Genomic DNA, 23,843 nt, shown 5'->3' on the forward strand with positions numbered 1-23,843 from the left:
CCTGGGCCTGCGCCGCCGGGGCCCTCGTGCCAGTGCGCCGCGAGCGCGCCGGTGAACGCGTCGCCCGCGCCGGTGGTGTCCACCACGCGCACCGGAAAGCCTGGGTGCGACAGCGTGACTCCGCCGGGACCACGATAGGCGGCGCCCGCCCCGCCGAGCGTGGTGACGACATGCGGGACACCGGCGAGCGCGGACGCCAGCCGGGCCGCCTCGCCCTCGTTGACCACCGCGATATCCACCTCGGACCAGACCTCGTCCGGAAGTTCGCGCACCGGAGAGGGATTCAGCAGCACCACGGTGCCGTGGGCCCGCGCGTGCCGGGCCGCCGCGAGCACGGTCGCCACCGGAATCTCCAACTGGCACAGCAGCACATCCGCGTCCGCGACCGTCGCCAGATCCGCCGCGCTCAACTCCGTCATCCGCCCGTTGGCGCCGGCCACCACGATGATGGTGTTCTCGCCGCCCGCGTCCACCACGATGGTGGCGATCCCGCACGGCCCGTCCGCCTCCCGCAGCCGCGCGACCCCGACCCCGTCCTCCCGCAACACCTTTCGCAAGGCGGCGGCGAACACATCCGACCCGACCGCGCCGACGAACTCGACCTCCGCGCCGGCCCTTCGCGCCGCGATCGCCTGATTGGACCCCTTCCCGCCCGGCACCAGGGCGAATCCGTCGCCCGGCACCGTCTCCCCGGCCTCCGGCCGCCGCCCGACGGTCGTCACCAGATCCATATTGATGCTGCCCACCACCGCGATTCGCGCCATGGCCGGGACCCTAGCGCGGCCGGATCAGCCGAGGGCGGATTCGACGGTGGCGACGGCCTCGGGGGTGACCGGGTCGAGGATGTCGTCGAAGTCGTGGTGCTTCTCCACGTAGGCCTTCACGAACGGGCAGACCGGGACGATGCGGCGGCCCGCCGCGCGGGTGGCGGTGAGGGCGGCGCCGATCAGCTTGGAGGCCAGGCCCTGACCGGCGTAGGCGTCGTCGATCTCGGTATGGAAGAAGATGCGCTGGCGGCCGTGGTCGACGTAGGCGGTGAGGCCCGCGCGCTGCTCGCCGACCTTGATGCCGAAGTACTGGGGGACGGTGTCGGTGGACTGGGTGACGGTCGGTTCGGTGGTGGTCATGCGGGCTCGCTTCCGGTAGTCGGGGTGTGGTGATCGGGTTCCAGGGGTGGGCTCGCCACCGCGGAGAAGGTGCGGCATTCGGGCTCGCATTCGGGTGGTGCGGTGCGCAGCGCGTCGTCGCGGACGGTGAGGAAGGCCAGGGCGGCGGCCGCGAGCATGAGGACGGCGCAGGTCACGATGGCCAGGTGGAAGCCGTGCGCGAAATCGGACGGGTTGGTGTAGGCCGCGCCGGTCAGACCCGCGAGCGGCGGGATGGCCGCCACCCCGAGCAGGCCCGCCGCGCGGGCGACCGCGTTGTTGACCCCGCTGGCCACGCCCGCGTGCCGTTCGTCGGCGGTGGCCAGCACGGTCGCGGTCAGCGGCGCCACCGCCAGGGTCAGGCCGAGGCCGAAAACCAGTGCGGCGGGCAGGACATCGCGCAGATACGAGGTGTGCAGGCCGACCCGGGTCATGAGCAGCATGCCCACCGCCGCCAGCAGCACGCCGAGGGTGATGGGCAGGCGCGGGCCGATGCGCTGGGCCAGCGCGCCGGAACGGGCCGAGAACAGCAGCATCAGCACGGTCACCGGCAGCATGGCCGTGCCCGCGGCGATCGGGTTGAACCCGGACGCCACCTGCAGGGTCAGCACCAGCAGGAAGAACACCACGCTCATGGCCCCGTACATGACGAAGGTGACGACATTGATGGCGGTGAACTGCTTGGCGGAGAAGATGGTGACCGGCAGCATGGCCGCCGGATCCTCGTCCGGCCGCGAGCGCCGTCGCTCCACCACCACGAAGGCCGCACCCGCCGCGATGCCCGCGATCGCACTGCCCCACACCAGCATTCGATTCGCGTCGTGTTCGGGGGCCATGGTCAGCGCGTAGGTCAGCCCGGCCAGGCACAGTGCCGCCAGCACCGCGCCCAGGACGTCGAATCGCCCGTGCGCGGAGGCATCCCGCGTCTCGGGCACGTGCTTGGCGGTCACCGCGATCACCAAGGCGGCCAACGGAATATTGAGCAGGAACACCCACCGCCACCCGGCCGCCTCCACCAGCCAGCCGCCCAGGAACGGCCCGATGGCGCCGGCCACGCCGCCCAGCCCGGACCAGGCCCCGACCGCCCGCGCCCGCTCCCCGGGCGCGAACGAGGCCTGAATGATGGCCAGCGATCCCGGTGTCAGCAGCGCCCCGCCCACACCTTGCAGGGCGCGCGCCGCGATGAGCATCGAAATATCCTGCGCCGCACCGCACAACGCCGAGGCGGCCGCGAACCACACCACCCCGATCAGGAACACCCGCCGCCGCCCGTACCGGTCGCCCAGCGATCCGCCGAGCAGGATCAATCCGGCCAGGGTCAGCGTGTACGCGTTCACCGTCCACTGCAGACCCGCCATGGACGCGCCGAACTCGTCCGCGATCCGCGGTAGGGCCACGTTCACCACGGTCGCGTCCAGCATGGCCATTCCCGAACCGAGGACAGTGGCCAGCAGAACCCATCGACCGGTGCCCGAGGACAACCGGATGCTCGCGGTCATGGGTCCAAGGTAACAACCTGCCCACGACCGGCGGCGGAACGCGGTCAGTAATCTGTCGGTATGACTGCTCCCACGACCACCGACCGGGACGCCGTCCGCGAGGTGGTACACGACTCGGCGCGCCGGGCTCGGGTGGCGTCGCGGACGCTCGCCCAGCTCACCACCGCGCAGAAGGACGCCGCGCTGCACGCCGCGGCCGACGCGCTGCTCGCGTCCAAGGACGCCGTCCTCGCGGCCAATGCCGAGGACATCGAGATCGCCAAGGCCGGCGGCACCGCCGAATCCCAGCTGGACCGGCTGCGGCTGACCGAGGCCCGGATCGACGGGATCGCGGCCGGGCTGCGGCAGGTCGCCGCGTTGCCCGACCCGATCGGCGATGTGGTGCGCGGCAAGACGCTGCCCAACGGCCTCGAGATCCGCCAGGTGCGGGTGCCGCTCGGCGTGGTCGGCATGGTGTACGAGGCGCGGCCGAACGTCACCGTCGACGCCTTCGGGCTGGCGCTCAAGTCCGGCAACGCGGCGCTGCTGCGCGGGTCGTCCTCGGCCGCGAACTCCAATGCCGCCCTGGTGCGGGTGCTGCGGGAAGCCCTCGAGGCACAAGGCCTTCCGGCCGACGCCGTGCAACTGCTGCCGTCGGAGGACCGCTCCAGCGTGACCCACCTGATCCAGGCCCGCGGCCTGGTCGACGTGGTGATCCCGCGCGGCGGCGCGGGCCTGATCAACGCCGTGGTGCGCGACGCGTTGGTGCCGACCATCGAGACCGGCACCGGCAACTGCCACGTCTTCGTCCACAAGGACGCGGATCTGGATATGGCCGAGTCCATCCTGATCAACGCCAAGACCCGGCGGCCCTCGGTGTGCAACACCGCCGAGACGGTCCTCATCGACCGGGCCATCGCCGAGGTCGCGGTGCCGCGAATGATCAGGGCGCTCGAGGACAAGGGCGTCACCATTCACGGCGACCTGCCGGGCCTGGTGCCCGCCACCGACACCGACTGGGCCGACGAATACCTGTCCCTGGACATCGCTTTGAAGGTCGTCGACGATCTCGACGCCGCGGTCGACCACATCAACGAGTGGGGCACCGGCCACACCGAGGCCATCGTGACCGCCGACCTGAAGGCCGCGCGCGAGTTCAGCGCCCGCGTGGACGCCGCCGCCGTCATGGTCAACGCCTCCACCGCGTTCACCGACGGCGAGCAGTTCGGCTTCGGCGCGGAGATCGGCATCTCCACCCAGAAGCTGCACGCTCGCGGCCCGATGGGGCTGCCCGAACTGACCTCCACCAAGTGGATCGTGTGGGGCGACGGGCAGATTCGCCCCGTCTAGCCGAACCCGGCTTCGCCGGTTGGAATTGGGGTCCGGGGCTTCCCCCGGACCCCCGAAAGTAGGAGGACCGCCCGTGGCTCCGACCACCGCGCCCATTCAGGAGCCGATCTTCTCGTCGGTCGACGATGTGATCGAGCGGCTGGCCCGCACCGGCTACCTGGCCGACAAGGCCACCGCCACTTCGGTTTTCCTCGCCGACCGGCTCGGCAAGCCGCTGCTCATCGAGGGCCCCGCGGGTGTCGGCAAGACCGAGCTGTCCAAGGCCGTCGCCCAGGTCGCGGGCGCGGAACTGGTGCGGTTGCAGTGCTACGAGGGCGTGGACGAGGCGCGGGCGCTCTACGAGTGGAACCACGCCAAGCAGATCCTGCGCATCCAGGCCTCCTCGGAGAACGACTGGGCCGAGACCAAGGCCGACGTCTTCACCGAGGAATTCCTGCTGGAACGCCCGCTGCTCACCGCCATCCGCCGTGCCGAGCCGACGGTGCTGCTCATCGACGAGACCGACAAGGCCGACGTCGAGATCGAGGGCCTGCTGCTCGAGGTGCTCAGCGACTTCACCGTCACCGTGCCGGAATTGGGCACCATCGCCGCGAGCCGCAAGCCGTTCGTGGTGCTCACCTCCAACGCCACCCGCGAGCTGTCCGAGGCGCTCAAGCGACGCTGCCTCTACCTGCACATCGACTTCCCCGACGAGGAGCTCGAGCGCCGCATCCTGGCCAGCCGGGTGCCGGAGCTGAAGCCCGCGGTGGCGGCGCAGTTGGTGCGGATCGTGCACGTGCTGCGCGGTATGCAGCTCAAGAAGCTGCCCTCGGTCGCGGAATCCATCGACTGGGCGCGCACCCTGCTCGCCCTGGGCGCCAAGGACCTCGACGACAAGACCGTGCGCGCGACCCTCGGCGTGGTGCTCAAGCACCAGGCCGACCACGTGCGCGCGCAGTCCGAGCTGAAGCTGGCCTGACGACATGGCGGGCGGGTCCGGGCCTTCCACCGGCGATGGGGCACAGGCCCCCAAGGGGCGCGAGAACGGACCGCGCGGGCTGGTGTCGGCCGCCATGCGGGCCTTCACCACCGGCGGCACCCCGGCCAAACCGGTGACCACGGTCCCCGGGCCGACGGCCGAGCACGGCCTGCCGGGACATCTGGTCGGTTTCGTGGAAGCGTTGCGCGGCCGGGGAATCCCGGTCGGGCCGTCCGAAACCGTTGACGCCGGACAGGTTCTCACCGTCCTGGACCTGATGGACCGCGAAGCCCTGCGCGAGGGCCTGGCGTGCGCGCTGCTGCGCCGCACCACCCAGCGCGCCACCTTCGACGGCATGTTCGACCTGTGGTTCCCGGCCGCGCTCGGAGAGCGGATCGGGGCCGAGGCGATCGAGCTGCCGGTCAAACCCGACGGCTCGGTCGACATCCTCGAACTGCGGAAGATGCTGGCGGAGTTGCTGGTTCAGGACCCCTCCGGCGAGCAGGCCCAGCAGTTGCAGGCGCTGGCCGCGCAGATGGTCGAGCAGATGGGCCAGTACCAGGCCGCGGGCGGGCCGTCGTTCTCCGCGTACCAGACCCTCAAGGATCTGCAGCCCGAACTGCTGGTCAGCAAGATCCTCGCCGGTCTCGCCCAGGGCATCGACGACTCGGACTTCGACACCGAGGTGGCCCGCCGGGCAGCGCGGCAGCGCATCAAGGACTTCCGCGGCACCGTGGAGGCCGAGACCCGCCGCCGTGTCGCCGAACGCATCGGCCGCGAACGGGTCGCCACCTACGGCGTGGCCCGCCAGGCCGAGGACGCCGACTTCCTGCGCATCTCCCAGAACGAACTCGACGAACTGCGTCGCGGCAGCCAGCGCCTGGCCCGAGTCCTGGCCTCCCGCTTGGCCGCTCGCCGCCGCCGGGCCCGGCGCGGCGAGATCGACCTGCGCAAGACCATGCGCAAATCCATGTCCACCGGCGGCGTCCCGGTCAACCTGGTCACCCGCAAACCGCGCCCCGGCCGCCCGGATCTGGTGCTGCTGTGCGACATCTCGGGTTCGGTGGCCGGATTCTCCAGCTTCACCATGCTGCTGGTGAACGCGCTGCGCGAACAGTTCTCGCGGGTGCGGATCTTCGCGTTCGTGGACCGGGTGGACGAGGTGACCGGCCTGTTCGACGCGGCCACCCCGCTCGATCAGCTCACCCGGCGCATCTTCACCGAGGCCGAGGTGGTCGGCATCGAAGGCCACTCCGACTACGGCTCGGCCCTGGAGGGTTTCGCCGAACGCTTCCCCGACGCCGTCACCAGCCGCACCTCGCTGCTGATCCTCGGCGACGCCCGCACCAACTACCGCGACCCCGCCCTGGACACGCTGCGGCAGCTGGTCGAGACCGCCAAGCACGCGCACTGGCTCAATCCCGAGGCCGAGAAGATGTGGGGCACCGGCGATTCCGCCGCCAACCGCTACGCCGACATCATCGACATGCACGAATGCCGCTCCGCCCGCCAGCTCACCGCCCTGGTCGGCCGCCTGCTCCCCGTCTAGGGAACCCGAGCTCCCGGAATCCGAGCGGCCCCCGGCGTCGCCGCCGGTCGGGTGCGTCGTCCAGGAGATTCCGGGCGGACGGTCCGGATCCGGGCCGCCGGTGCGCGGGGGAGGGCATAGTCCCCGGTAAGCTCGCGTTTCGTGCAGACGAACGGCCGCCGCAAGCTGGGCGTGATGGGTGGCACCTTCGACCCCATCCACCACGGGCACCTGGTCGCGGCCAGTGAGGTCGCCAACCGATTCGACCTGGACGAAGTGATCTTCGTCCCCACCGGGCAGCCCTGGCAGAAGGGGGACCGGCCGGTCAGCCCGGCCGAGGACCGCTATCTGATGACGGTCATCGCCACCGCCTCCAACCCGCGGTTCTCGGTCAGCCGCGTGGACGTGGACCGCGGCAAGGAGACCTACACCGTCGACACCCTGCGCGACCTGGCCGAACTGCACCCCGACGCGGATCTGTACTTCATCACCGGAGCGGACGCGCTGGCCAGCATCCTCACATGGCAGGATTGGTCGGAACTGTTCGAGCTGGCGAAATTCGTCGGCGTGACCCGTCCGGGGTACGAATTGAATATCGACCATCTCGCCGATCACCTCCGCGATTTCCCGGAGGGCACGGTCACGATGATCGAGATCCCGGCCCTGGCCATCTCGTCGAGCGAATGCCGGCGACGGGCGGGGGAGGGCCGGCCGGTGTGGTACCTCGTCCCGGACGGGGTCGTCCAATACATATCGAAACGGCACCTGTACGTGTCGCAAGAGCGTGCATTGTGAAAGTGCGCAGGGAAGAGGTAGCAGGGTGACAGCATCGGCAGAAGCGGTCAAGATGGCGACGGTGGCCGCACTGGCCGCCGACGAGAAGCTGGCCGTCGACGTGGTCGTGCTGGATGTCTCCGAGCAGCTGGTGATCACCGACTGCTTCGTCATCGCGTCCGCGCCCAACGAGCGCCAGGTCAACGCGATCGTCGACAATATCGAGGACAAGCTGCGCGACGCCGGACACAAGCCGGTGCGCCGCGAGGGCACCCGCGAGGGCCGCTGGGCGCTGCTGGACTACGTCGAGATCGTGGTGCACGTCCAGCACGAGGACGAGCGCGACTTCTACGGCCTGGAACGACTCTGGAAGGACTGCCCGCAGGTGGCGGTCGAGGGGATCGGCGACCCGCGCGCGACCGCGGCCACCGCCACGACAGATGAAGACAAGGCTGGGGACGACGAGTGAGCAAGATGGCCGGCGTCCGCCGGTTGGTTCTCCTGCGGCACGGACAGACCGAATGGAATGCCACCGACCGCATGCAGGGTCAGGTCGACACCGAACTCAGTGAGGTCGGCCGCCGTCAGGCCAAGGACTGCGCCCCCGATATGGCGACCAGCGATCTGATCGCCATCGTCTCCTCCGATCTCAAGCGCGCCCACGACACCGCGCTCGCCGTCGCCGAATGCGCCGCCATGCCGGTCGTCACCGACACCCGCCTGCGCGAGACCAACCTCGGCGACTGGGAGGGCATGGACCACCGCGAGGTCGACGCCCAGTTCCCGGGCGCGCGCAAGGCGTGGCGGCTCGACGCCCGCTTCACCCCGCCCGGCGGCGAATCCAAGCTCGAGGTCGGCGCGCGCTCGCTGCCCGTGGTGCAGGAACTCTTCGCCGCCCGCGAGGACTGGCCCGGCCGCACCATCATGCTGGTCGCGCACGGCGGGCTCATCGCCGCGCTCACCGCGGCCCTGCTCGAACTGCCCGAGGCCAGCTGGCCCGCCCTGGGCGGCCTGGCCAACACCAGCTGGGTGCAGCTGACCAGCCACGGCCCCGGCATCGACCGGCCCGGCTGGCGGCTGGACGTGTGGAACGCGGTCGCGAAGGCGGCTCCCGATGTCCTCTGACAACGGCGCCGAGCGGAAGACCGAACCGGCGGCGGACGATCCGGTGCTCGAAGCCGCGCCGCCGCGCAAGGTGCTGGTCGTGGTCGCGGACTCGCTGTCCTACTTCGGCCCCAAAGGCGGCCTGCCCGCGAACCATCCGCGCATCTGGCCCAATCTCGTTGCCGCCGAACTCGACTGGGACGTCGAACTGGTCGCGCGCATCGGGTGGACCTGCCGGGACGCCTACTGGGCGCTGATCGGCGACCCGCGCATCTGGGCCGCGGTGCCGAACGCCGGAGCGGTCGTGTTCGCCACCGGCGGTATGGATTCGCTGCCCTCGCCGCTGCCCACCGCACTGCGCGAGCTCATCCGCTACACGCGCCCGGCCGCCCTGCGCCGCCGGGTGCGCGAGGCCTACAACTGGCTGCAGCCGCGGCTGTCCCCGCTGGGCTGGCCGGTGGCGCTGCCGCCCAAGGTCAGCGTGGACTACCTGGAGCAGTCGCGGAACTCGCTGGCGCAGTTGCGGCCCGAGCTGCCGTTCGTGGCGGTGCTGCCGTCGGTGCACAAGTGCGAGGCCTACGCCGAGGTGCACACCGGCCGCGAACCCATGGTGCGGGAGGTGACGGCCTGGGCCGCCGAACACGACGTGCCGCTGGTGGACCTCGGGGAGGCCGTGCGCGACAACGTGTTCAACGGCCCCGCCAATCCCGACGGCATCCACTGGGGCTGGGAGGGTCACACCGCGGTCGCGCGGGCCATGGTCAAGGTGCTGACCGAGGTGACGACCGACGAGGTACGCACTGCATGACCGTGGTGGTGGTGACCGACTCCTCGGCCAGTCTGCCGGCCGAACTCGCGGCCGACCTGGGAGTGCTGGCGGTGCCGCTGCATGTGCTGGTCGACGATCGCGAGATTCGCGAGGGCGTCGACGAGTGCGATATCGACTACGGGTCCTCGCAGGTCACCACCTCCGCCGCCTCGCCGGGTGACCTGCGCGCGGTCTACGAGCGCGCGCTCGAACTCAGTGACGGCGACGGCGTGGTGGCCGTGCACATCTCTCGGCAGCTCTCCGGCACCTGGGAGGCCGGACGGCAGGCCGTCCGCGATATGGACGCCGCCCATCGCATCCGCCTGGTCGATTCGCTCAGCGCCGGGCTCGGCACCGGTCTGCCCGTGCTCGCGGCCGCCCGCCGCGCCCGTTCGGGCGAATCCCTCGACGTGGTCTACGACTCGGCCGTCGCCGCCGCCAGCCGCGGGCGGGCGTTCATCGTCGTCAACCGCACCGAGCAGCTGCGCCGCGGCGGCCGATTGACCTCCGCCGCCGCCTTCTTCGGCTCCGAACTGGTGACCAAGCCGATCCTGCAGATCGTCGACGGCCGTCTGGAATTGCGCGAGAAGGCCCGGACGCGGTCGAAGGCGTTCACCAAACTCGTCGCCGCGGCGGTCGACGCGGCCGGTGAGGACGGCGCGGCGGTCGCCGTCCAGCACCTCGGGGCGGAGGAGGCCGCCGGCACCATCGCCGGTCAGCTCCAGTCCCTGATCCCGGGGATCCGCGAGGTGATCGTCAGCGAGTTCGGTCCGACCCTCGGCGTCCACCTGGGCGTGGGAGCGGTCGGCGCGCTGGTGGTACCGGGCGGCTGCGGCTGACCAGGTCCCCGCTCATCGCGGGGGCCGCAGGTCGGTCGGTGTCACCAGCTGGGGTGGGATGACGCGACCGGTGCTGGAAATCTGCTTGTCCACAACGGGTTTCTGTATCCACAGCCCGGCGAAAGCCCCAGTTCACGGTCCCAGCCGACACGGCCCCGGCTCCTACCGTGAGCGTCATGCCACAACTCGACGAACGCACCCCGCTCCAGCGCCTCACCGCCCGCCCCGGCCCCGAACCTAGCCAGGGCCCAACGGAATTCCCTCCCGGCCAACGGCATGCCGCTCGCTGGGACGCGGACTCCCTCGACGACCTCCCCGAGTCCGCCCCACCCGCCTGGCTCTCCGAGCCCTGCGGCCCCGTCTCCCTCTGGCACGAACGCCTGGTCCCCGAACGCTTCCGCGGCACCCGATGGGACCCGGGCCCGCGCGGAGTCCTGGTCCTCGCCGCCCTGGCCCTGTTCGCGGTCCTCTTCGCCGCCTACATCAGCCTGCGTGAAACCCCTGTCTCCCAACCGGTCCCACCCATCGCGCCCCTCAGCGACATCGCCCCCGCCGACCGGGACGCCCTGCCCGCCGCCCCCGCCGCCGCGCCCGGCGCCGACGCCACGACATCCGGACGGCCCGGAGCCGCCGTGCCCGGAGCCGCCGGACCGGCGCGTCCCCTGCCCGGTGTCGGCGCACCGGTGCCCGCCGAAGCGCGGCCGTCCACCACGTCCGGACCACCGGCGGATCGAAACCCGGTCGCTCCCACCGCGACCCCGGGCGGCATCGCGGGGCCCGCCGAACTGGTGGTCAGCGTCATCGGCCTGGTCGAGCACGGCGGCCTCCGCCGCTTCCCCACCGGAGCCCGGGTCGCCGACGCCCTGCGCGCCGCCACCCCGCGCCCCGAGGCCGACCTCTCGTCCCTCAACCTCGCCCAGCCCCTCACCGATGGCGACCAGATCGTCATCGCCCGTGCCGCACCCCGCCCGACCCCCGACCGAGCCGTCAGCACCATCGTGAATTCCGCGGGCCCCCAATCCGGTTCGCCCGCCGCCCCCGGCCCGCCCCGCCCCACCGCCCCGGCCGCCAAGGTGAACCTCAACACCGCCACCGAGGCCGAACTCGACACCCTCCCCGGCGTCGGCCCGGTCACCGCCAAAGCCATCCTCACCTGGCGCGCCCGCCACGGCCGCTTCACCTCCGTCGACCAACTCGCCGAAATAGACGGCATCGGCCACTCCCGCCTCAACCGCCTCCGCGACCGGGTGACAATATGACGCCCGCCGAACCCGCCGCGGGTATCCGGCAGCGGGGATCGGTGTGGCGGCGATGAGTGGGGAGCCTGGCGCGGGATCGGTGGATCGGGAACCGGAAGCGGTGCCGGAGGTGCTGGATGCTCGGCTGGTGCCCGCGGCGGTTTGTGGGTGGGGCGCAACGGTTGTCGCCGTGGTGGTGGGGTGGCAGGCGGGCGTCGGGATCGCCGCCGGATGTGTGGGGGCAGGGCTGGGCGTGCTCGCCCTGGCTGTTCGACGCGCTCGGGCGGGCCGGTTCGGTGGGGTGGCCTGGGTCGTGTTGGGGGCCTTGCTGATCGGGGCGGGGTTCGGGCTGGCGGGGGCATGGCACGCGCATCGGGTGCGGGAGCATCCGCTGGGCGGGGTGCGGGCCGGGCAACGGGTCGTGGCGGTGGTGGAGCTGGGGGAGGATCCGAAGCGGTTGTCGGGCAAGGCGTTCGGCGGCCCGAAAGTGATGGTGCGGGGCGAGCTGGTCGAGTACCGGGTGGGTGGACGGATCGTGCGGGCGGGTGGTGCGGTCACCGTGCTGGCGCCGGCGGGCGGGTGGCGGACACTGATGCCGGGGCAGCGGGTGGAATTCGGTGCGCGCGTGGGGCGTCCGTGGCGGGCCGATCTGACGGTGGCCGTGCTGCGGGCCGACGGGGCGCCGGTCGCGGCGAGTGCGGCGCCGTGGTGGCAGCGGGCCGCCGGACAGGTGCGTGGCGACTTCAGCGGGTCCGCTCGCCGGGCCCTGTCGGATGATGCGGCGGGGCTGCTGCCCGGGTTGGTCATCGGTGATACCTCGGGTCTGACCGAGCACGTCGCGGAGAACTTCCGCGAGGTGGATCTGGCTCATTTGACCGCTGTCAGCGGGGCGAATATTACGATTTTGCTAGGGGCCGTGCTGGTTTCGATGCGGACGCTCACGGTGGATCCGCGGGTCGGGGCGGTGGCGGCGGGTGTGGCGCTGGTCATGTTCGTGGTCCTGGCCCGGCCGTCGCCGAGTGTGCTGCGGGCCGCGGTCATGGGAGCCATCGCGCTGCTGGCGGTGTGCACCGGGCGCAGGAAGCAGGCGCTACCGGCGTTGTGCGCCGCGGTGATCGGGTTGCTGGCGTGGTCGCCGGGGCTGGCGGTGGATGCCGGGTTCGCGTTGTCGGTGCTGGCCACCGCCGGGCTGATCGTGATCGCGCCGGGCTGGTCGGAATGGCTACGCGCACACGGCTGGTGGCGCATTCCGGCGGACTCGTTCGCGGTCGCGGCGGCGGCCTTCGTGTTCACCACCCCGCTCGTGATCGCCATCACCGGCCACCTCAGCCTGGTGGCCATCCTCGTGAACATGCTGGTCGAACCCGTCATAGCCCCGATCACCATCCTGGGCGCGCTGGGTGCGGTGCTGGCGGTGGTCTGGACCCCGCCCGCCGCGGTGGTCATTCATTGCACCGCCCCGCCCCTGTGGTGGCTGCTGTCCGTCTCGGATCGGGCCGCCGCACTCGGCGCGTCGGTCTCACTGCCCACCGGGGCGCGGTCGGGTCTGGTCGCGGCGGTGGCGTGCGGGCTGGTGATCGTGGCGCTGCGCCCGCGCACCCGGGCGGGACCGCCCGGCGACGACCGAGGTGCGGGGGTTGTCGGGGCGGGCTCGTAGGATCGTTGCGTGAACCAGCGACCCGCGCCCCTGCATCTCGTGCTCGGTGAAGAGGAATTGCTGATCGAACGGGCGGTGGCGGCGATCACCGCGCAGGCTCGGGCCACCACTGAGGATCCGGCGGCGCTGCCGGTGGATCGGCGGCGGGCGGGCGACGCCAGCACCCCGGAACTGGCGGAGCTGCTGAGTCCCTCGCTGTTCGCGGAGGACCGGGTGATCGTGCTGGAGTCGGCGGCCGAGGCGGGCAAGGACGCGGTCGCGGTGATCCAGGACGCCGCGTCGTCACCGCCGGAGGGCGTGGTGCTGGTGGTGCTGCACAGCGGCGGCGGGCGTGCCAAGGCGCTGGCGCCGGCCCTGCAGAAGCTGGGCGCGGTGGTGCACAACTGCGCGAAGCTGACCAAGGCGGGGGAGCGGGTCGAGTTCGTGCGCAACGAGTTCCGGGCCGCCAATGTGAAGGTGTCCGCGGACGTGGTGCAGGCCCTGCTGGAAGCGGTCGGCTCGGATCTGCGGGAACTGGCCGCCGCCAGTTCGCAATTGGCGGCCGATACCGGCGGCAAGGTGGATATCGCCGCGGTGCGGCGGTACTACTCCGGCAAGGCCGAGGTGACCGGGTTCGAGGTCGCGGATCTGGCCGTGTCGGGGGATCGGCCCGCCGCCATGGAGGCGCTGCGCTGGGCCATCGACCGGGGCGTGCCCGCGGTGCTGCTCGCCGACGCCCTCGCCGATTCGGTGCACACCATCGCCCGCGTCGGATCGGCCGGGCGCGGGGACCCGTTCAAGATGGCGGGTGACCTGGGCATGCCGCCGTGGAAGGTGAAGAAGGCCCAGGGCCAGGCGCGCGGCTGGACCGGCGCCACCATCGGCGCGGCCCTGCAGGTGGTGGCCGGGCTCAACGCCGACGTGAAGGGTCAGGCCGCCGACGCGGATTACGCGCTGGAGCACGCGCTCTCGCGGATTCTGGACCTGCGCGAGAGCGCCTCGTAGGCGCGGCCGGAAACGCCGCGCCCCCCGGGGACTAGGCCTCCGGCTTCCAGATGATCTTGCCGCCCTGGAAGTCCTGGGCCTTACCGCCCTCGTAGTCGTACTCGTCGCCGGTGGGGAAGCCGTAGCGGCCGTTCTCGGCGCCATTGCGGACCCAGGTGTCGCGGATCGCGCCCCACACGATGTGGGTGCCCGTCTTCTGGGTGGAGTAGATCGCGCCGCCCTCGAACAGCTGGATGTGGGTCGAGGAGCTGTTGGCCTTGTTCTCGTCGGCGATGGGGAAGCCGAGCGGGCTGTTCTCCCAGCCGACGGAGGCGAACTTGTCGCGGATCACGCCGCTGAGCACGTGGGTGCCCGAACCGATCGACCAGTAGATGGACCCGCCCTGGAAGTGCTGGAAGCGACCGGGCTTGCCGGTCTGGCCCTCGTCGGTCACCGGGTACTTCAGCGAGCCCGACTCCGAGCCGGTGCCGCGCCACTTGTCGCGGATGGCGCCGCCGATGGCGTGCGCGTCGGTGGCCGGGGTCCAGTAGATGGAGACGTTGTTGACGAACTCCTGCTTCTTGCCGCCGCCGGCCGCGTCGCTTTCCGGGGTGGTCGGATCGCCGAAGAAGTCCGGCCCGCCGGCCCGGTCGTATTCGGCCTCGATGGCCCCGCCCACTTCGAACGGGCCGATGGGCCGCGCGGTCGCGACACCCATTCCGGTGGTCAGCGCGACCGCGGCCACGCCGGCGGCCAGCGAGCCGCGGGTCCAGGAGGAATGGTTGTCACGCAGCGATGCCAAGAGAACTCTCCAGTACAGGTGTCGATGTCACCCCGACGGTGTCGCAGCCATCCTGCTGCGTGCCGCCGAAGTCAGCAAGTCTCTCCGACACAGTCGACACCGAGACCGAATCCGTTACGGCGATCACAACTTCCGTTACCGCGATCACAACCGGCGGCCGGGCACGACAAAAGCCGCCGTGGTCGTCGTGGCCACGGCGGCTGTTCTAAAGCGTTGATCCGGTAGTGCTACCGGAGTCGGATCAGCCGAGCTTGTTGAAGGCCAGCGAGATCGCCGACTTCTTGTTGGCGGCCTGGTTGGCGTGGATGACGCCCTTCGAGGCGGCCTTGTCCAGGCTCTTGCTCGCCGACTGCATCAGCTCGAGCGCCTTGTCCTTCTCGCCCGCAGCCGCGGCCTCGCGGAACTTGCGGATCGAGGTGCGCAGCGCGGACTTGACCGACTGGTTGCGCTGGCGCGCAAGCTCGTTGGTGCGGATCCGCTTCATCTGGGACTTGATGTTGGCCACGCCGTTTTCCTCGTGTTCCTTCGTTTGGTGTGTATGCGGGATGCAAAGTCTTCGTGCGCACTACGAGATGGGTAGTCGCAGCACCGACCGTCGAGGCTACCAGGCCACAGGTCGAGGAATGAAATCGGCCCGGTCCGCGACCCGGCCGAAACCAGAAATTTATCCCCGTCCAACTGCGCGTTGCCCCTGCGTGATGGACCATTTTTGCATGGCCGCGCTCACTCCCGCCGCGCTTGCTCCAGCCGGGGTATTCGCGGGCTATCAGCCCGGACGCTATCACCGCGCCTATGACGAGATGTTCGATTCCGCGGGCCGCCCGCGGGCCCCCTACCGGGGCATTTTCAACGCCCTGGCGGCGATCGACGCCCAGGACCTGGCCGCCCGCGCCGAGGCCCTGGCCCGCGCCTTCGTCGATCAGGGCATCACCTTCTCGCTCTCGGGCCAGGAGCGGCCCTTTCCGCTGGATCTGGTGCCGCGGGTGATCGCCGCCACCGAGTGGACCAAACTCGAGCGCGGCATCAAGCAGCGGGTGCGCGCCCTGGAGGCCTTCCTCGCCGACGTCTACGGCGACCAGACCATCCTGCGCGACGGCGTCATCCCCAAGCGCCTGGTCACCTCCTGCGCCCACTTCCACCGCGAGGCCGCGGGCCTGGTGCCGCCCAACGGCGTCCGCATCCATGTGGCCGGAATCGACCTGGTGCGCGACGAGCACGGCGATTTCCGTGTGCTGGAGGACAATCTGCGCTCACCGTCGGGCGTCTCCTATGTGATGGAGAACCGCCGCACCATGGCGCGGGTGTTCCCGGACCTGTTCGCCTCGCACCGGGTGCGCGCGGTCGGCGACTACCCGGCCCACCTGCTGCGGGCGCTGCGGGCCGCGGCCGCCCCCAACGAGGCCGACCCGACCGTGGTGGTGCTGACCCCGGGCGTCTACAACTCGGCCTATTTCGAGCATTCGCTGCTGGCCCGGCAGATGGGCGTGGAACTGGTCGAGGGCCGGGACCTGTTCTGTCGCGACAATGTCGTCTACATGCGCACCACCGCCGGCGAGCGGCAGGTGGACGTCATCTACCGCCGCATCGACGACACCTTCCTCGATCCCATGCAGTTCCGGCCCGATTCCATGCTGGGGGTGGCGGGCATCCTGAACGCGGCCCGCGCGGGCACGGTGGTGCTGGCCAACGCGGTCGGCAACGGCGTCGGCGACGACAAGCTGATCTACACCTATGTGCCCGCCTTCATCGAGTACTACCTGGGCGAGAAGCCGATCCTGCCGAATGTGGACTCCTACCGCTGCTGGGAACCGGCCGAACGCGACGAGGTGCTCGACCGGGTGGCGGAACTGGTGATCAAACCGGTGGAGGGCTCCGGCGGGTACGGCATCGTGATCGGCCCGGCCGCGGGCCCGCGCGAACTGGAGGCCACCCGGCGCAAGGTGCGGGCGAATCCGCGCGGCTGGATCGCCCAGCCGGTGGTGCAGCTGTCCACCGTGCCCAGCAAGATCGACGACCGCCTCGCGCCCCGGCATGTGGACCTGCGCCCGTTCGCGGTCAACGACGGCGACGACATCTGGGTGCTGCCGGGCGGGCTGACCCGGGTGGCGCTGCCCGCGAACTCGCTGGTGGTGAATTCCAGTCAAGGGGGCGGCAGCAAGGACACCTGGGTGCTGTCCCCGAGAACGTCTGTGGCGCAACGGGAATTGTCGGGCTCGCAGCTGGTCGGCGAATTGGATCTCGCCTTGGAACGCGACCAGTCGCGGGAAGTCTCTTCCGTACGCACCAATCAGCAGCAACAGTAAGAGAAACAGTAGGAAATCGAGAACATCGGCGGCAATGGCGCTCGGCAGGTGGTTACAGCGTTAGGTGGTCGGATCATGTTGGCGCGCAATGCCGAATCCCTGTTCTGGATCGGGCGTTATGTCGAGCGGGCCGAATATACGGCGCGCATTCTGGACGTCGCGGTCCACCAGTTGCTGGAAGAGGCGAGCGTCGATCCGGATCGGACGTCCCGAGTTCTGCTGCGGGTGTTGGGTATCGAGCAACCCGAGGCGGAACAGGAATTGGACGTCTGGTCGTTGACGGAGCTGGTGGCGTTCGGCCGCGACGGCGGCTCGATCGTCGATTCCATCGGCCGCGCCCGCGAGAACGCCCGCGGCGCACGGGAAGTCACCTCCACCGAGATGTGGGAATGCCTCAATGCCAGCTTCAACGGCCTGGCCGCGGCCGAGCGGGCGGCGCGGGCGCTGGGGCCGCACGAGTTCTGCCACTACATCACCGACCGCGCCGCCATGTTCGTCGGACTCTCCGATTCCACCCTGAGCCGCGATGACGGCTACCGCTTCCTGCTGCTGGGCCGATCCATCGAACGCGTGGACATGACCGTGCGCCTGCTGCATTCGCGTGCCGGGGACCGCACCTCGTCCCCGGCCTGGGTGACGGTGCTGCGTTCGGCCGGGGCTCACGACCCCTACCTGCGCACCCACCGGGGTGTGCTGGACGCCAATCAGATCGCGGAGTTCATCCTGCTGGACCGCCTGTTCCCGCGGTCGGTGTTCCATTCACTGCGGGTGGCCGAAGCCTGCCTGCAGGAATTGGATCAACGGCCCAACAGCCGGTTCGCGGCCCGGCACGAGGCGCACCGCCTGCTCGGCCGGGCGCGCAGCGAACTGGAGTTCCTGCCCTCGGCGGTGCTGCTGGAGGACCTGCCCAGCCGGCTGCTGTGGTTGCAGCAGACCTGCCGCGAGGTCGGGGAGGCGGTGGCGCTGCAGTACTTCCACGCCGAGTCCTGGGTGGCGTGGACCGGCCTGCACGGACGTGGGGCCGAGCGGATGGAGGAGCCGGTATGAGCTGGCGCATGCGGGTGGTGCACACCACCGGATATGTCTACGACGCGCCGGTCACCCGGTCGTTCAACGAGGCCCGGCTCACGCCGCGCGCCGACAGCCGGCAGAACGTGATCCTCAATCGCGTCGACACCGTGCCCTCCACCCGGTCCTACCGGTACACCGACTACTGGGGGACCGCCGTCACCGCCTTCGACCTGCACGCCCCGCACACCGAACTGGAGGTGACCAGCGCCTCGGTGGTGGAGACCGAGCCGTTCGCGGGCCCGCCCGAGGAGCTGTCCTGGGAGGAGTTGCGCGACGACCGCATCGGCGACCGCTTCGACGAACTGCTCGAGCCCACCGAGTTCGTGCCCCGGGAGCGGCGGCTGGCCTCGGTGTCGCGGCAGCTGGCCCGCGGCGTGCCGCCCGCCAAAGCGGTTGTCCGCGCGGCCGAGTGGGTGCACCGGGAGATGAACTACCTGGCCGGGACCACCTCGGTGCACACCTCCGCGGCGCAGGCGTACGCCGAACGGCAAGGCGTGTGCCAGGATTACGCGCACCTGACGCTGCTGCTGTTGCGCGGCATGGGGATTCCCAGCCGGTACGTCTCCGGCTATCTGCACCCCGATCCGGCGGCCGAGGTGGGACACACCGTGGCGGGTCAGATGCACGCCTGGGTGGAGGCCTGGACCGGGCAGTGGTGGGGCTACGACCCGACCAACAACATCGCGGTCACCGAGCAACACGTCTCGGTCGGTGTCGGTCGTGATTACGCGGATGTGCCCCCCTTGAAAGGTATCTTCAGCGGAAGCGGCTCGACCGATCTCGAAGTGGTGGTGGAAATTACCCGCCTGGCCTGAGGGTTCCGGCTCGCGCCGCTCGCTCTACACCGGTGCGTTGTCCATGCAAGCGGAAGGTAGCCGATGTCTCCCACAGCTCAGGAAGTCGCCGAGGATCTCACCGACCTACAACCACCCACCCTGGGGCGCAAGCTGTTCGCCGAGGCGCTCGGCACGTTCGTGCTGGTCCTGGGCGGCGTCGGCACCGCGGTGCTGGCCGGCAGCCGGGTCGGCGCGCTCGGCGTGGCCCTGGCCTTCGGCCTGACCCTGCTGTTCCTGGTGTACTCGATCGGCCCGATCTCGGGCTGCCACGTGAACCCGGCGGTCACCGTCGGCCAGCTGCTGCTGGGCCGGGTGAACATCGTGGTCGCGGCGGGCTACTGGGTCGCGCAGATCGTGGGCGGTCTGATCGGTGGCGCGGTCATCTACGCCGTCGCCAAGAACCTGCCGTCCTACGACCGCGCGAAAGATGGTCTGGGAGCGAACGGCTGGGGCGCGCACAGCCCGTCCAAGCTGACCCTCGGTGAGATCACGATCAACGGCTACGGCCTGGCGGCCGCCGTCACCGTCGAGGTGATCCTGACCGCGCTGCTGGTGTTCGTGGTGCTGGCCTCCACCGACCAGTTGTCGGACGTGCCGCTGGCGGGTCTGTCGATCGGCCTGACCCTGGCCGTCATCCACCTGATCTCGATCCCGGTGGACAACACCTCGGTGAACCCGGCCCGCAGCCTGGCGGTGGCCTTCTACCAGGACGGCGCGCCCGCGCAGCTGTGGGTGTTCATCGTGTTCCCGCTGATCGGCGGCGCGCTGGGCGCGCTGGTCTACTCCCTGATGTTCGGCCGCTCGCGCAATATGCTCAGCTGAGCGTCACCGGCACTCGATCCGGCCCCCGTTCCGTCCCGGAGCGGGGGCCGATCCATTGCCCGGGAAAGCCCTAGTGCCAGTGGTATTCGGCGCACAGCCGATGCGCGACCTTGTCGAAGGTCTTGCGCGGCACGATCGCGCCCTCGCGCCGGATGCCCATCTCGGGCACATCGAGCACGCGGTCCAGCCGCACCCAGCTGTCGCGCCCCTCGTGATCCCACGGCCCGTTGCCGATGCCGACCCAATTGTCGTGCTGCGCGTGATCGGCGTTCGAGGACAGCATCAACCCGAGCAGGGTGCCGCCCTCGCGGCCCACCACCAGCACCGGCCGGTCCTTGCCGTTGTCCGGGTCCTCTTCGTAGGGCACCCAGGTCCACACGATCTCGCCCGGATCCGCGCGCCCGTCCAGCTGCGGGCTGTACACGATCGTCCGCGCGCGCTCCCGCGACGGCACCCCCGCCGATGAGGTCGGCCGCACCGTCACCCCCGGCCCCTTGCGCGGCGTCCCGACCGCCTTCAACGCGCGGTCCCACACCGTCGACTGCCGCACCCGCCCGATCAACTTCGGCGCCTGCTGCGTGACGAGCTGGGTCCCCTGCTCCTTAGCCACGATCCCCAACTGCTTCCCCAGAGCGTTCCACCTGCCGGCCATGACCGCAGCCTAACGGCGGACACCGCGATTCTCATCCGCAGTGGATTCGCCTGCGCCGATGGGTCGTTCACGTCCGGGGAAGACCGGGGCGAGGACATCGGGTCCAACCCCGTAGACTTGCCGGTTGACATGCCGCTGTTTCGCCATGCCGAGGAGTGACTCCGATTAGCAGCTTCGCCGACAAGACGTTCACCGATCCGACCCGGATCAGGAACTTCTGCATCATCGCGCACATCGACCACGGGAAATCGACCCTGGCCGACCGGATGCTGCAACTCACCGGTGTGGTCGAGGAACGGGCCATGCGCGCCCAGTACCTGGACCGGATGGATATCGAGCGGGAGCGCGGTATCACCATCAAGGCGCAGAACGTGCGGCTGCCGTGGAATGTCGACGGTGAGGACTATGTCCTGCACCTGATCGACACCCCCGGACACGTCGACTTCACCTACGAGGTGTCGCGCGCGCTGGAGGCCTGTGAGGGCGCGGTGCTGCTGGTCGACGCCGCGCAGGGCATCGAGGCGCAGACCCTGGCCAACCTGTACCTGGCCATGGAACGCGATCTCACCATCATCCCGGTGCTCAACAAGATCGACCTCCCGGCCGCGGACCCGGACCGCTACGCCGCCGAGATCGCGCACATCGTGGGCTGTGAGCCCGAGGACGTGCTGCGGGTCTCCGGCAAGACCGGTGTCGGCGTGCCCGAGCTGCTGAACAAGGTGATCGCCGAGATCCCCGCCCCGACGGGCGACCCGGAGGCGCCGCCGCGCGCGCTCATCTTCGACTCCGTCTACGACACCTATCGTGGCGTCGTCACCTATGTGCGTGTGATCGACGGCAAGCTGACCCCGCGCCAGAAGATCAAGATGATGTCCACCGGCGCGCAGCACGAACTGCTCGAGATCGGCATCGTGTCTCCGGAGCCCAAGCCCACGCAGGGCCTGGGCGTCGGCGAGGTGGGTTACCTCATCACCGGCGTGAAGGACGTGCGGCAGTCGAAGGTCGGTGACACCGTCACCACCGCCCGCGACGGCGCGACCCAGGCGCTGGCCGGCTATCAGGAACCGCGCCCGATGGTCTACTCCGGCCTGTACCCGGTCGACGGCTCCGATTACCCGGACCTGCGTGACGCCCTGGACAAGCTGCAGCTGAACGACGCCGCGCTCACCTACGTGCCGGAGACCTCGGTGGCCCTGGGCTTCGGCTTCCGCTGCGGCTTCCTCGGCCTGCTGCACATGGAGATCACCCGCGAGCGCCTGGAACGCGAGTTCGGCCTCGACCTGATCTCCACCGCGCCCAACGTGATCTACCGCGTGGTCATGGAGGACGGCACCGAGCACATCGTCACCAACCCGTCGTTCTGGCCCGAGGGCAAGGTGCGCGAGACGCACGAGCCGATCACCAAGTGCACCGTGATCGCGCCGAGCGAGTTCGTCGGCACCATCATGGAGCTGTGCCAGGCGCGCCGCGGCGAGCTGCTGGGCATGGACTATCTGTCCGAGACCCGCGTGGAGATGCGCTACACGCTGCCCATGGCGGAGATCATCTTCGACTTCTTCGACTCGCTGAAGTCGCGCACCCGCGGCTACGCCTCGCTCGACTACGAGGAGGCCGGTGAACAGCAGGCCGACCTGGTCAAGGTGGACATCCTGCTGCAGGGTGAGGCCGTGGACGCGTTCTCGGCCATCGTGCACCGCGACGCGGCGCAGGCCTACGGGCACAAGATGACCACCAAGCTGCGCGAGCTGATTCCGCGGCAGCAGTTCGAGGTGCCGATCCAGGCGGCCATCGGCTCGAAGATCATTGCGCGTGAGAACATCCGGGCGATCCGCAAGGACGTGCTCGCCAAGTGCTACGGCGGTGACATCAGCCGTAAGCGCAAGCTGCTCGAGAAGCAGAAGGAAGGCAAGAAGCGCATGAAGACCATCGGTCGCGTGGATGTGCCGCAGGAAGCCTTCGTGGCGGCGCTGTCGACCGACTCGGCTTCGGACAAGAAGAAGTAGCCGACTCGCCGGGCTCCCTGTGCCCCGCTCCCGATGGGAGCGGGGCACAGTACTGGAGGGGGTTGGTGGTTCGATCCGACGCCCGTTCCCACAGGGGGAAGTGGACGGGTGTGAAAATCGGGTGGCCGGTCAAGCGCAAGGTTCGGTATGCAGGCCCAAAATGGGGCTTCCGTCCGGATTGGCAGGGTGACAAGCTATGTGGCACACCGTTGAGCGCACCATCTCCTACCTGGTGGATGTGACAGACCGGTTCTCCGGAAATAGGGTGTGAAACGAGTTTGGTCCGGTGGCCCGCAGTCGGCGCCGCCGGAGCCCTGAGATCGGAGCCAGCATGACACGTGATCTGCCCTTCGACGATGCTTCCGGCGCCGATGAGAACGACGGCGACGCCGCCTACCGCATTGCCAACGGTGTCGCGCGCGTGGCTCGGGGCGGCGCGTACGTCACGGGCGGCGCGCTCATCGCGGCCGGCGGCAGTCGCGGCGGATCGCCGGCGATCAACCACGACAGCAAGAACGTGGGCTGGTCGCAGGCCGAGGACCCGCAGCCGAACGTGCCCAGCCCGACCATCACCTTCCCGGACCTGACCACCGAGTCGCAGTCGCAGCACCACGCCGCCGTGGTCGCGCCGGTGAGTGGCGTCTTCGGCCCGCTCGGCGACTACCAGCACGGCACCGACGCCGGACTCTTCGAGTCCGGCCAGAACTCCGGCGGTGCGCCGAGTCATGCCGGCTTCCAGGGCCTCGGACTGCCCGACAACGACGCCGGCCTGTCGGTGTACACGCCGCACTCCAGCTGGAGTCTGCCGCTCGACGACAGTCTGCCCGCGGATTCCGAATCGGCGCACGACATTACGCAGCCACCCGTGTCCGAGGCGCAGCAGCCCGGCTTCGGAGTGGGCCGGCCCGACTTCGGTTTCCCCGGCGACGACGCGCACCTGTCCGGCCCCGACGGCCACGGCTTCGGTCCGGGCATGGGCGGCAGCGGTTTCGGGCCGGGCAGCGGTTTCGGTCCGGACCTGGGCGGTCATGGCTTCGGACCCGGCCATCACTTCGGAATCCCGGGTCACGCGGGCGGTTTCGACGGCATCGGGGTCAGCAGCGAGATCAGCGCCGCGGCCGCGGCGAAACTGTTCGTCCACACCGAATGGACCGTTGACGCGCACGTCGGAGCCGACGGCGTCTGGTTCCGCTCCGATCTGCGGATCGACACGACCGCCAGCGCGAAGGCCGAGGTGCACGCCACCAGCACCGTCGGGCAGCAGCTCGACGCGCACGCCCAGCAACCGGTGCCGCCGGTTTCGAAGACTCCCGCCGATAGCGCCGCGCCGGGCGCCACCACGCCCGCGACCCCGGGTGCCGCCGCGCCGAATTCCGCGCCGCAGACCGGGCAGCCGGGAACCGCGCATCCCGCCGGGGTGAATCCTGTTGCGGGACAGGGCCTGCCCGAGTCACCGTCGGGCAGCGGCCCCAGCGCCGGCGCGCCGGGCTCGACGTCGCCGGTCGCACCGGC

Annotated in this window: 22 protein-coding genes and 1 pseudogene; 17 read left to right on the forward strand and 6 right to left on the reverse strand. The window is 70.3% G+C overall.

Annotated features, from left to right (window positions below):
- The 3 genes from ACWELJ_RS24680 to ACWELJ_RS24690 all read right to left on the reverse strand — a co-directional run.
- Positions 1-764 (reverse strand): ribokinase (locus ACWELJ_RS24680; protein WP_452368501.1); only part of this gene is annotated, 764 nt, incomplete at its 3' end.
- 24 nt (positions 765-788) lie between these two features.
- The gene (locus ACWELJ_RS24685; RefSeq protein ID WP_452368502.1) at positions 789-1,127 is read right to left on the reverse strand and encodes a GNAT family N-acetyltransferase; all 339 of its coding nucleotides are present in this window, start codon (positions 1,125-1,127) and stop codon (positions 789-791) included.
- Positions 1,124-2,644 (reverse strand): MFS transporter, encoded by a 1,521-nt coding sequence (locus ACWELJ_RS24690; RefSeq protein ID WP_452368503.1) that lies wholly within the window; start codon positions 2,642-2,644, stop codon positions 1,124-1,126. The genes ACWELJ_RS24685 and ACWELJ_RS24690 overlap by 4 nt, the downstream gene beginning before the upstream one ends.
- Positions 2,645-2,704: 60 nt before the next feature.
- Between ACWELJ_RS24690 and ACWELJ_RS24695 the strand changes: the two genes are divergently transcribed.
- The 11 genes from ACWELJ_RS24695 (at position 2,705) to holA (ending at position 13,863) form a co-directional block, all read left to right on the forward strand.
- Complete coding sequence (locus tag ACWELJ_RS24695) at positions 2,705-3,973, forward strand: glutamate-5-semialdehyde dehydrogenase (RefSeq protein ID WP_452368504.1); 1,269 nt, start codon at positions 2,705-2,707, stop codon at positions 3,971-3,973.
- Between the two features lie 73 nt (positions 3,974-4,046).
- A complete protein-coding gene (locus ACWELJ_RS24700; protein WP_452368505.1) occupies positions 4,047-4,931 on the forward strand; it encodes an AAA family ATPase in 885 nt (294 codons plus the stop codon).
- Positions 4,932-5,025: 94 nt separating this feature from the next.
- Positions 5,026-6,480, forward strand: coding sequence for a vWA domain-containing protein (locus tag ACWELJ_RS24705; protein ID WP_452368520.1), 1,455 nt, complete (start codon positions 5,026-5,028; stop codon positions 6,478-6,480).
- A 141-nt stretch (positions 6,481-6,621) separates the two neighbouring features.
- The gene (nadD, locus tag ACWELJ_RS24710) at positions 6,622-7,254 is read left to right on the forward strand and encodes a nicotinate-nucleotide adenylyltransferase (RefSeq protein WP_452368506.1); all 633 of its coding nucleotides are present in this window, start codon (positions 6,622-6,624) and stop codon (positions 7,252-7,254) included.
- Positions 7,255-7,279: 25 nt separating this feature from the next.
- On the forward strand, positions 7,280-7,702 hold the full coding sequence (gene rsfS, locus ACWELJ_RS24715; RefSeq protein WP_452368507.1) for a ribosome silencing factor: 423 nt from the start codon (positions 7,280-7,282) through the stop codon (positions 7,700-7,702).
- 5 nt (positions 7,703-7,707) lie between these two features.
- A complete protein-coding gene (locus ACWELJ_RS24720; protein ID WP_452368521.1) occupies positions 7,708-8,358 on the forward strand; it encodes a histidine phosphatase family protein in 651 nt (216 codons plus the stop codon).
- The gene (gene octT, locus ACWELJ_RS24725; protein WP_452368508.1) at positions 8,348-9,145 is read left to right on the forward strand and encodes a diglucosylglycerate octanoyltransferase; all 798 of its coding nucleotides are present in this window, start codon (positions 8,348-8,350) and stop codon (positions 9,143-9,145) included. The genes ACWELJ_RS24720 and octT overlap by 11 nt, the downstream gene beginning before the upstream one ends.
- Positions 9,142-9,984, forward strand: a complete 843-nt coding sequence (locus ACWELJ_RS24730) for a DegV family protein (RefSeq protein ID WP_452368509.1) — start codon at positions 9,142-9,144, stop codon at positions 9,982-9,984. The genes octT and ACWELJ_RS24730 overlap by 4 nt, the downstream gene beginning before the upstream one ends.
- A gap of 176 nt (positions 9,985-10,160) precedes the next feature.
- Positions 10,161-11,243 carry a helix-hairpin-helix domain-containing protein gene (locus ACWELJ_RS24735; protein WP_452368510.1) on the forward strand — a complete coding sequence of 361 codons (1,083 nt, stop codon included), beginning with the start codon at positions 10,161-10,163 and terminating at the stop codon, positions 11,241-11,243.
- Positions 11,244-11,295: 52 nt separating this feature from the next.
- A complete protein-coding gene (locus ACWELJ_RS24740; RefSeq protein ID WP_452368511.1) occupies positions 11,296-12,879 on the forward strand; it encodes a ComEC/Rec2 family competence protein in 1,584 nt (527 codons plus the stop codon).
- A gap of 9 nt (positions 12,880-12,888) precedes the next feature.
- A complete protein-coding gene (holA, locus tag ACWELJ_RS24745) occupies positions 12,889-13,863 on the forward strand; it encodes a DNA polymerase III subunit delta (RefSeq protein WP_452368512.1) in 975 nt (324 codons plus the stop codon).
- A gap of 31 nt (positions 13,864-13,894) precedes the next feature.
- On the opposite strand, the gene ACWELJ_RS24750 is transcribed toward holA, so the two are convergent.
- Both ACWELJ_RS24750 and rpsT read right to left on the reverse strand, forming a co-directional pair.
- The gene (locus tag ACWELJ_RS24750; RefSeq protein ID WP_452368513.1) at positions 13,895-14,644 is read right to left on the reverse strand and encodes an LGFP repeat-containing protein; all 750 of its coding nucleotides are present in this window, start codon (positions 14,642-14,644) and stop codon (positions 13,895-13,897) included.
- Between the two features lie 241 nt (positions 14,645-14,885).
- The gene (rpsT, locus tag ACWELJ_RS24755; protein ID WP_357090009.1) at positions 14,886-15,149 is read right to left on the reverse strand and encodes a 30S ribosomal protein S20; all 264 of its coding nucleotides are present in this window, start codon (positions 15,147-15,149) and stop codon (positions 14,886-14,888) included.
- A 193-nt stretch (positions 15,150-15,342) separates the two neighbouring features.
- On the opposite strand from rpsT, the gene ACWELJ_RS24760 reads away from it, so the two are divergent.
- The 4 genes from ACWELJ_RS24760 to ACWELJ_RS24775 all read left to right on the forward strand — a co-directional run bounded on the left by ACWELJ_RS24760 (position 15,343) and on the right by ACWELJ_RS24775 (position 19,676).
- On the forward strand, positions 15,343-16,947 hold the full coding sequence (locus ACWELJ_RS24760; RefSeq protein WP_452368514.1) for a circularly permuted type 2 ATP-grasp protein: 1,605 nt from the start codon (positions 15,343-15,345) through the stop codon (positions 16,945-16,947).
- 75 nt (positions 16,948-17,022) lie between these two features.
- Positions 17,023-17,994, forward strand: a complete 972-nt coding sequence (locus ACWELJ_RS24765; RefSeq protein WP_452368515.1) for an alpha-E domain-containing protein — start codon at positions 17,023-17,025, stop codon at positions 17,992-17,994.
- Entirely contained in the window at positions 17,991-18,833 is an 843-nt protein-coding gene (locus ACWELJ_RS24770; protein WP_452368516.1) for a transglutaminase family protein, read from the forward strand. The genes ACWELJ_RS24765 and ACWELJ_RS24770 overlap by 4 nt, the downstream gene beginning before the upstream one ends.
- A gap of 63 nt (positions 18,834-18,896) precedes the next feature.
- A complete protein-coding gene (locus ACWELJ_RS24775) occupies positions 18,897-19,676 on the forward strand; it encodes an aquaporin (protein ID WP_452368517.1) in 780 nt (259 codons plus the stop codon).
- A gap of 70 nt (positions 19,677-19,746) precedes the next feature.
- Here ACWELJ_RS24775 and ACWELJ_RS24780 read toward each other — a convergent pair whose 3' ends face one another.
- Positions 19,747-20,328, reverse strand: coding sequence for a type II toxin-antitoxin system PemK/MazF family toxin (locus tag ACWELJ_RS24780; RefSeq protein WP_452368518.1), 582 nt, complete (start codon positions 20,326-20,328; stop codon positions 19,747-19,749).
- 155 nt (positions 20,329-20,483) lie between these two features.
- On the opposite strand from ACWELJ_RS24780, the gene lepA reads away from it, so the two are divergent.
- Both lepA and ACWELJ_RS24790 read left to right on the forward strand, forming a co-directional pair.
- Positions 20,484-22,331 (forward strand): translation elongation factor 4, encoded by a 1,848-nt coding sequence (gene lepA / locus ACWELJ_RS24785; protein ID WP_452368519.1) that lies wholly within the window; start codon positions 20,484-20,486, stop codon positions 22,329-22,331.
- Between the two features lie 331 nt (positions 22,332-22,662).
- Positions 22,663-23,843 (forward strand): annotated as a pseudogene (locus ACWELJ_RS24790) (hypothetical protein); the annotation flags it as partial.

The sequence above is a fragment of the Nocardia sp. NPDC004582 genome (assembly GCF_053602115.1).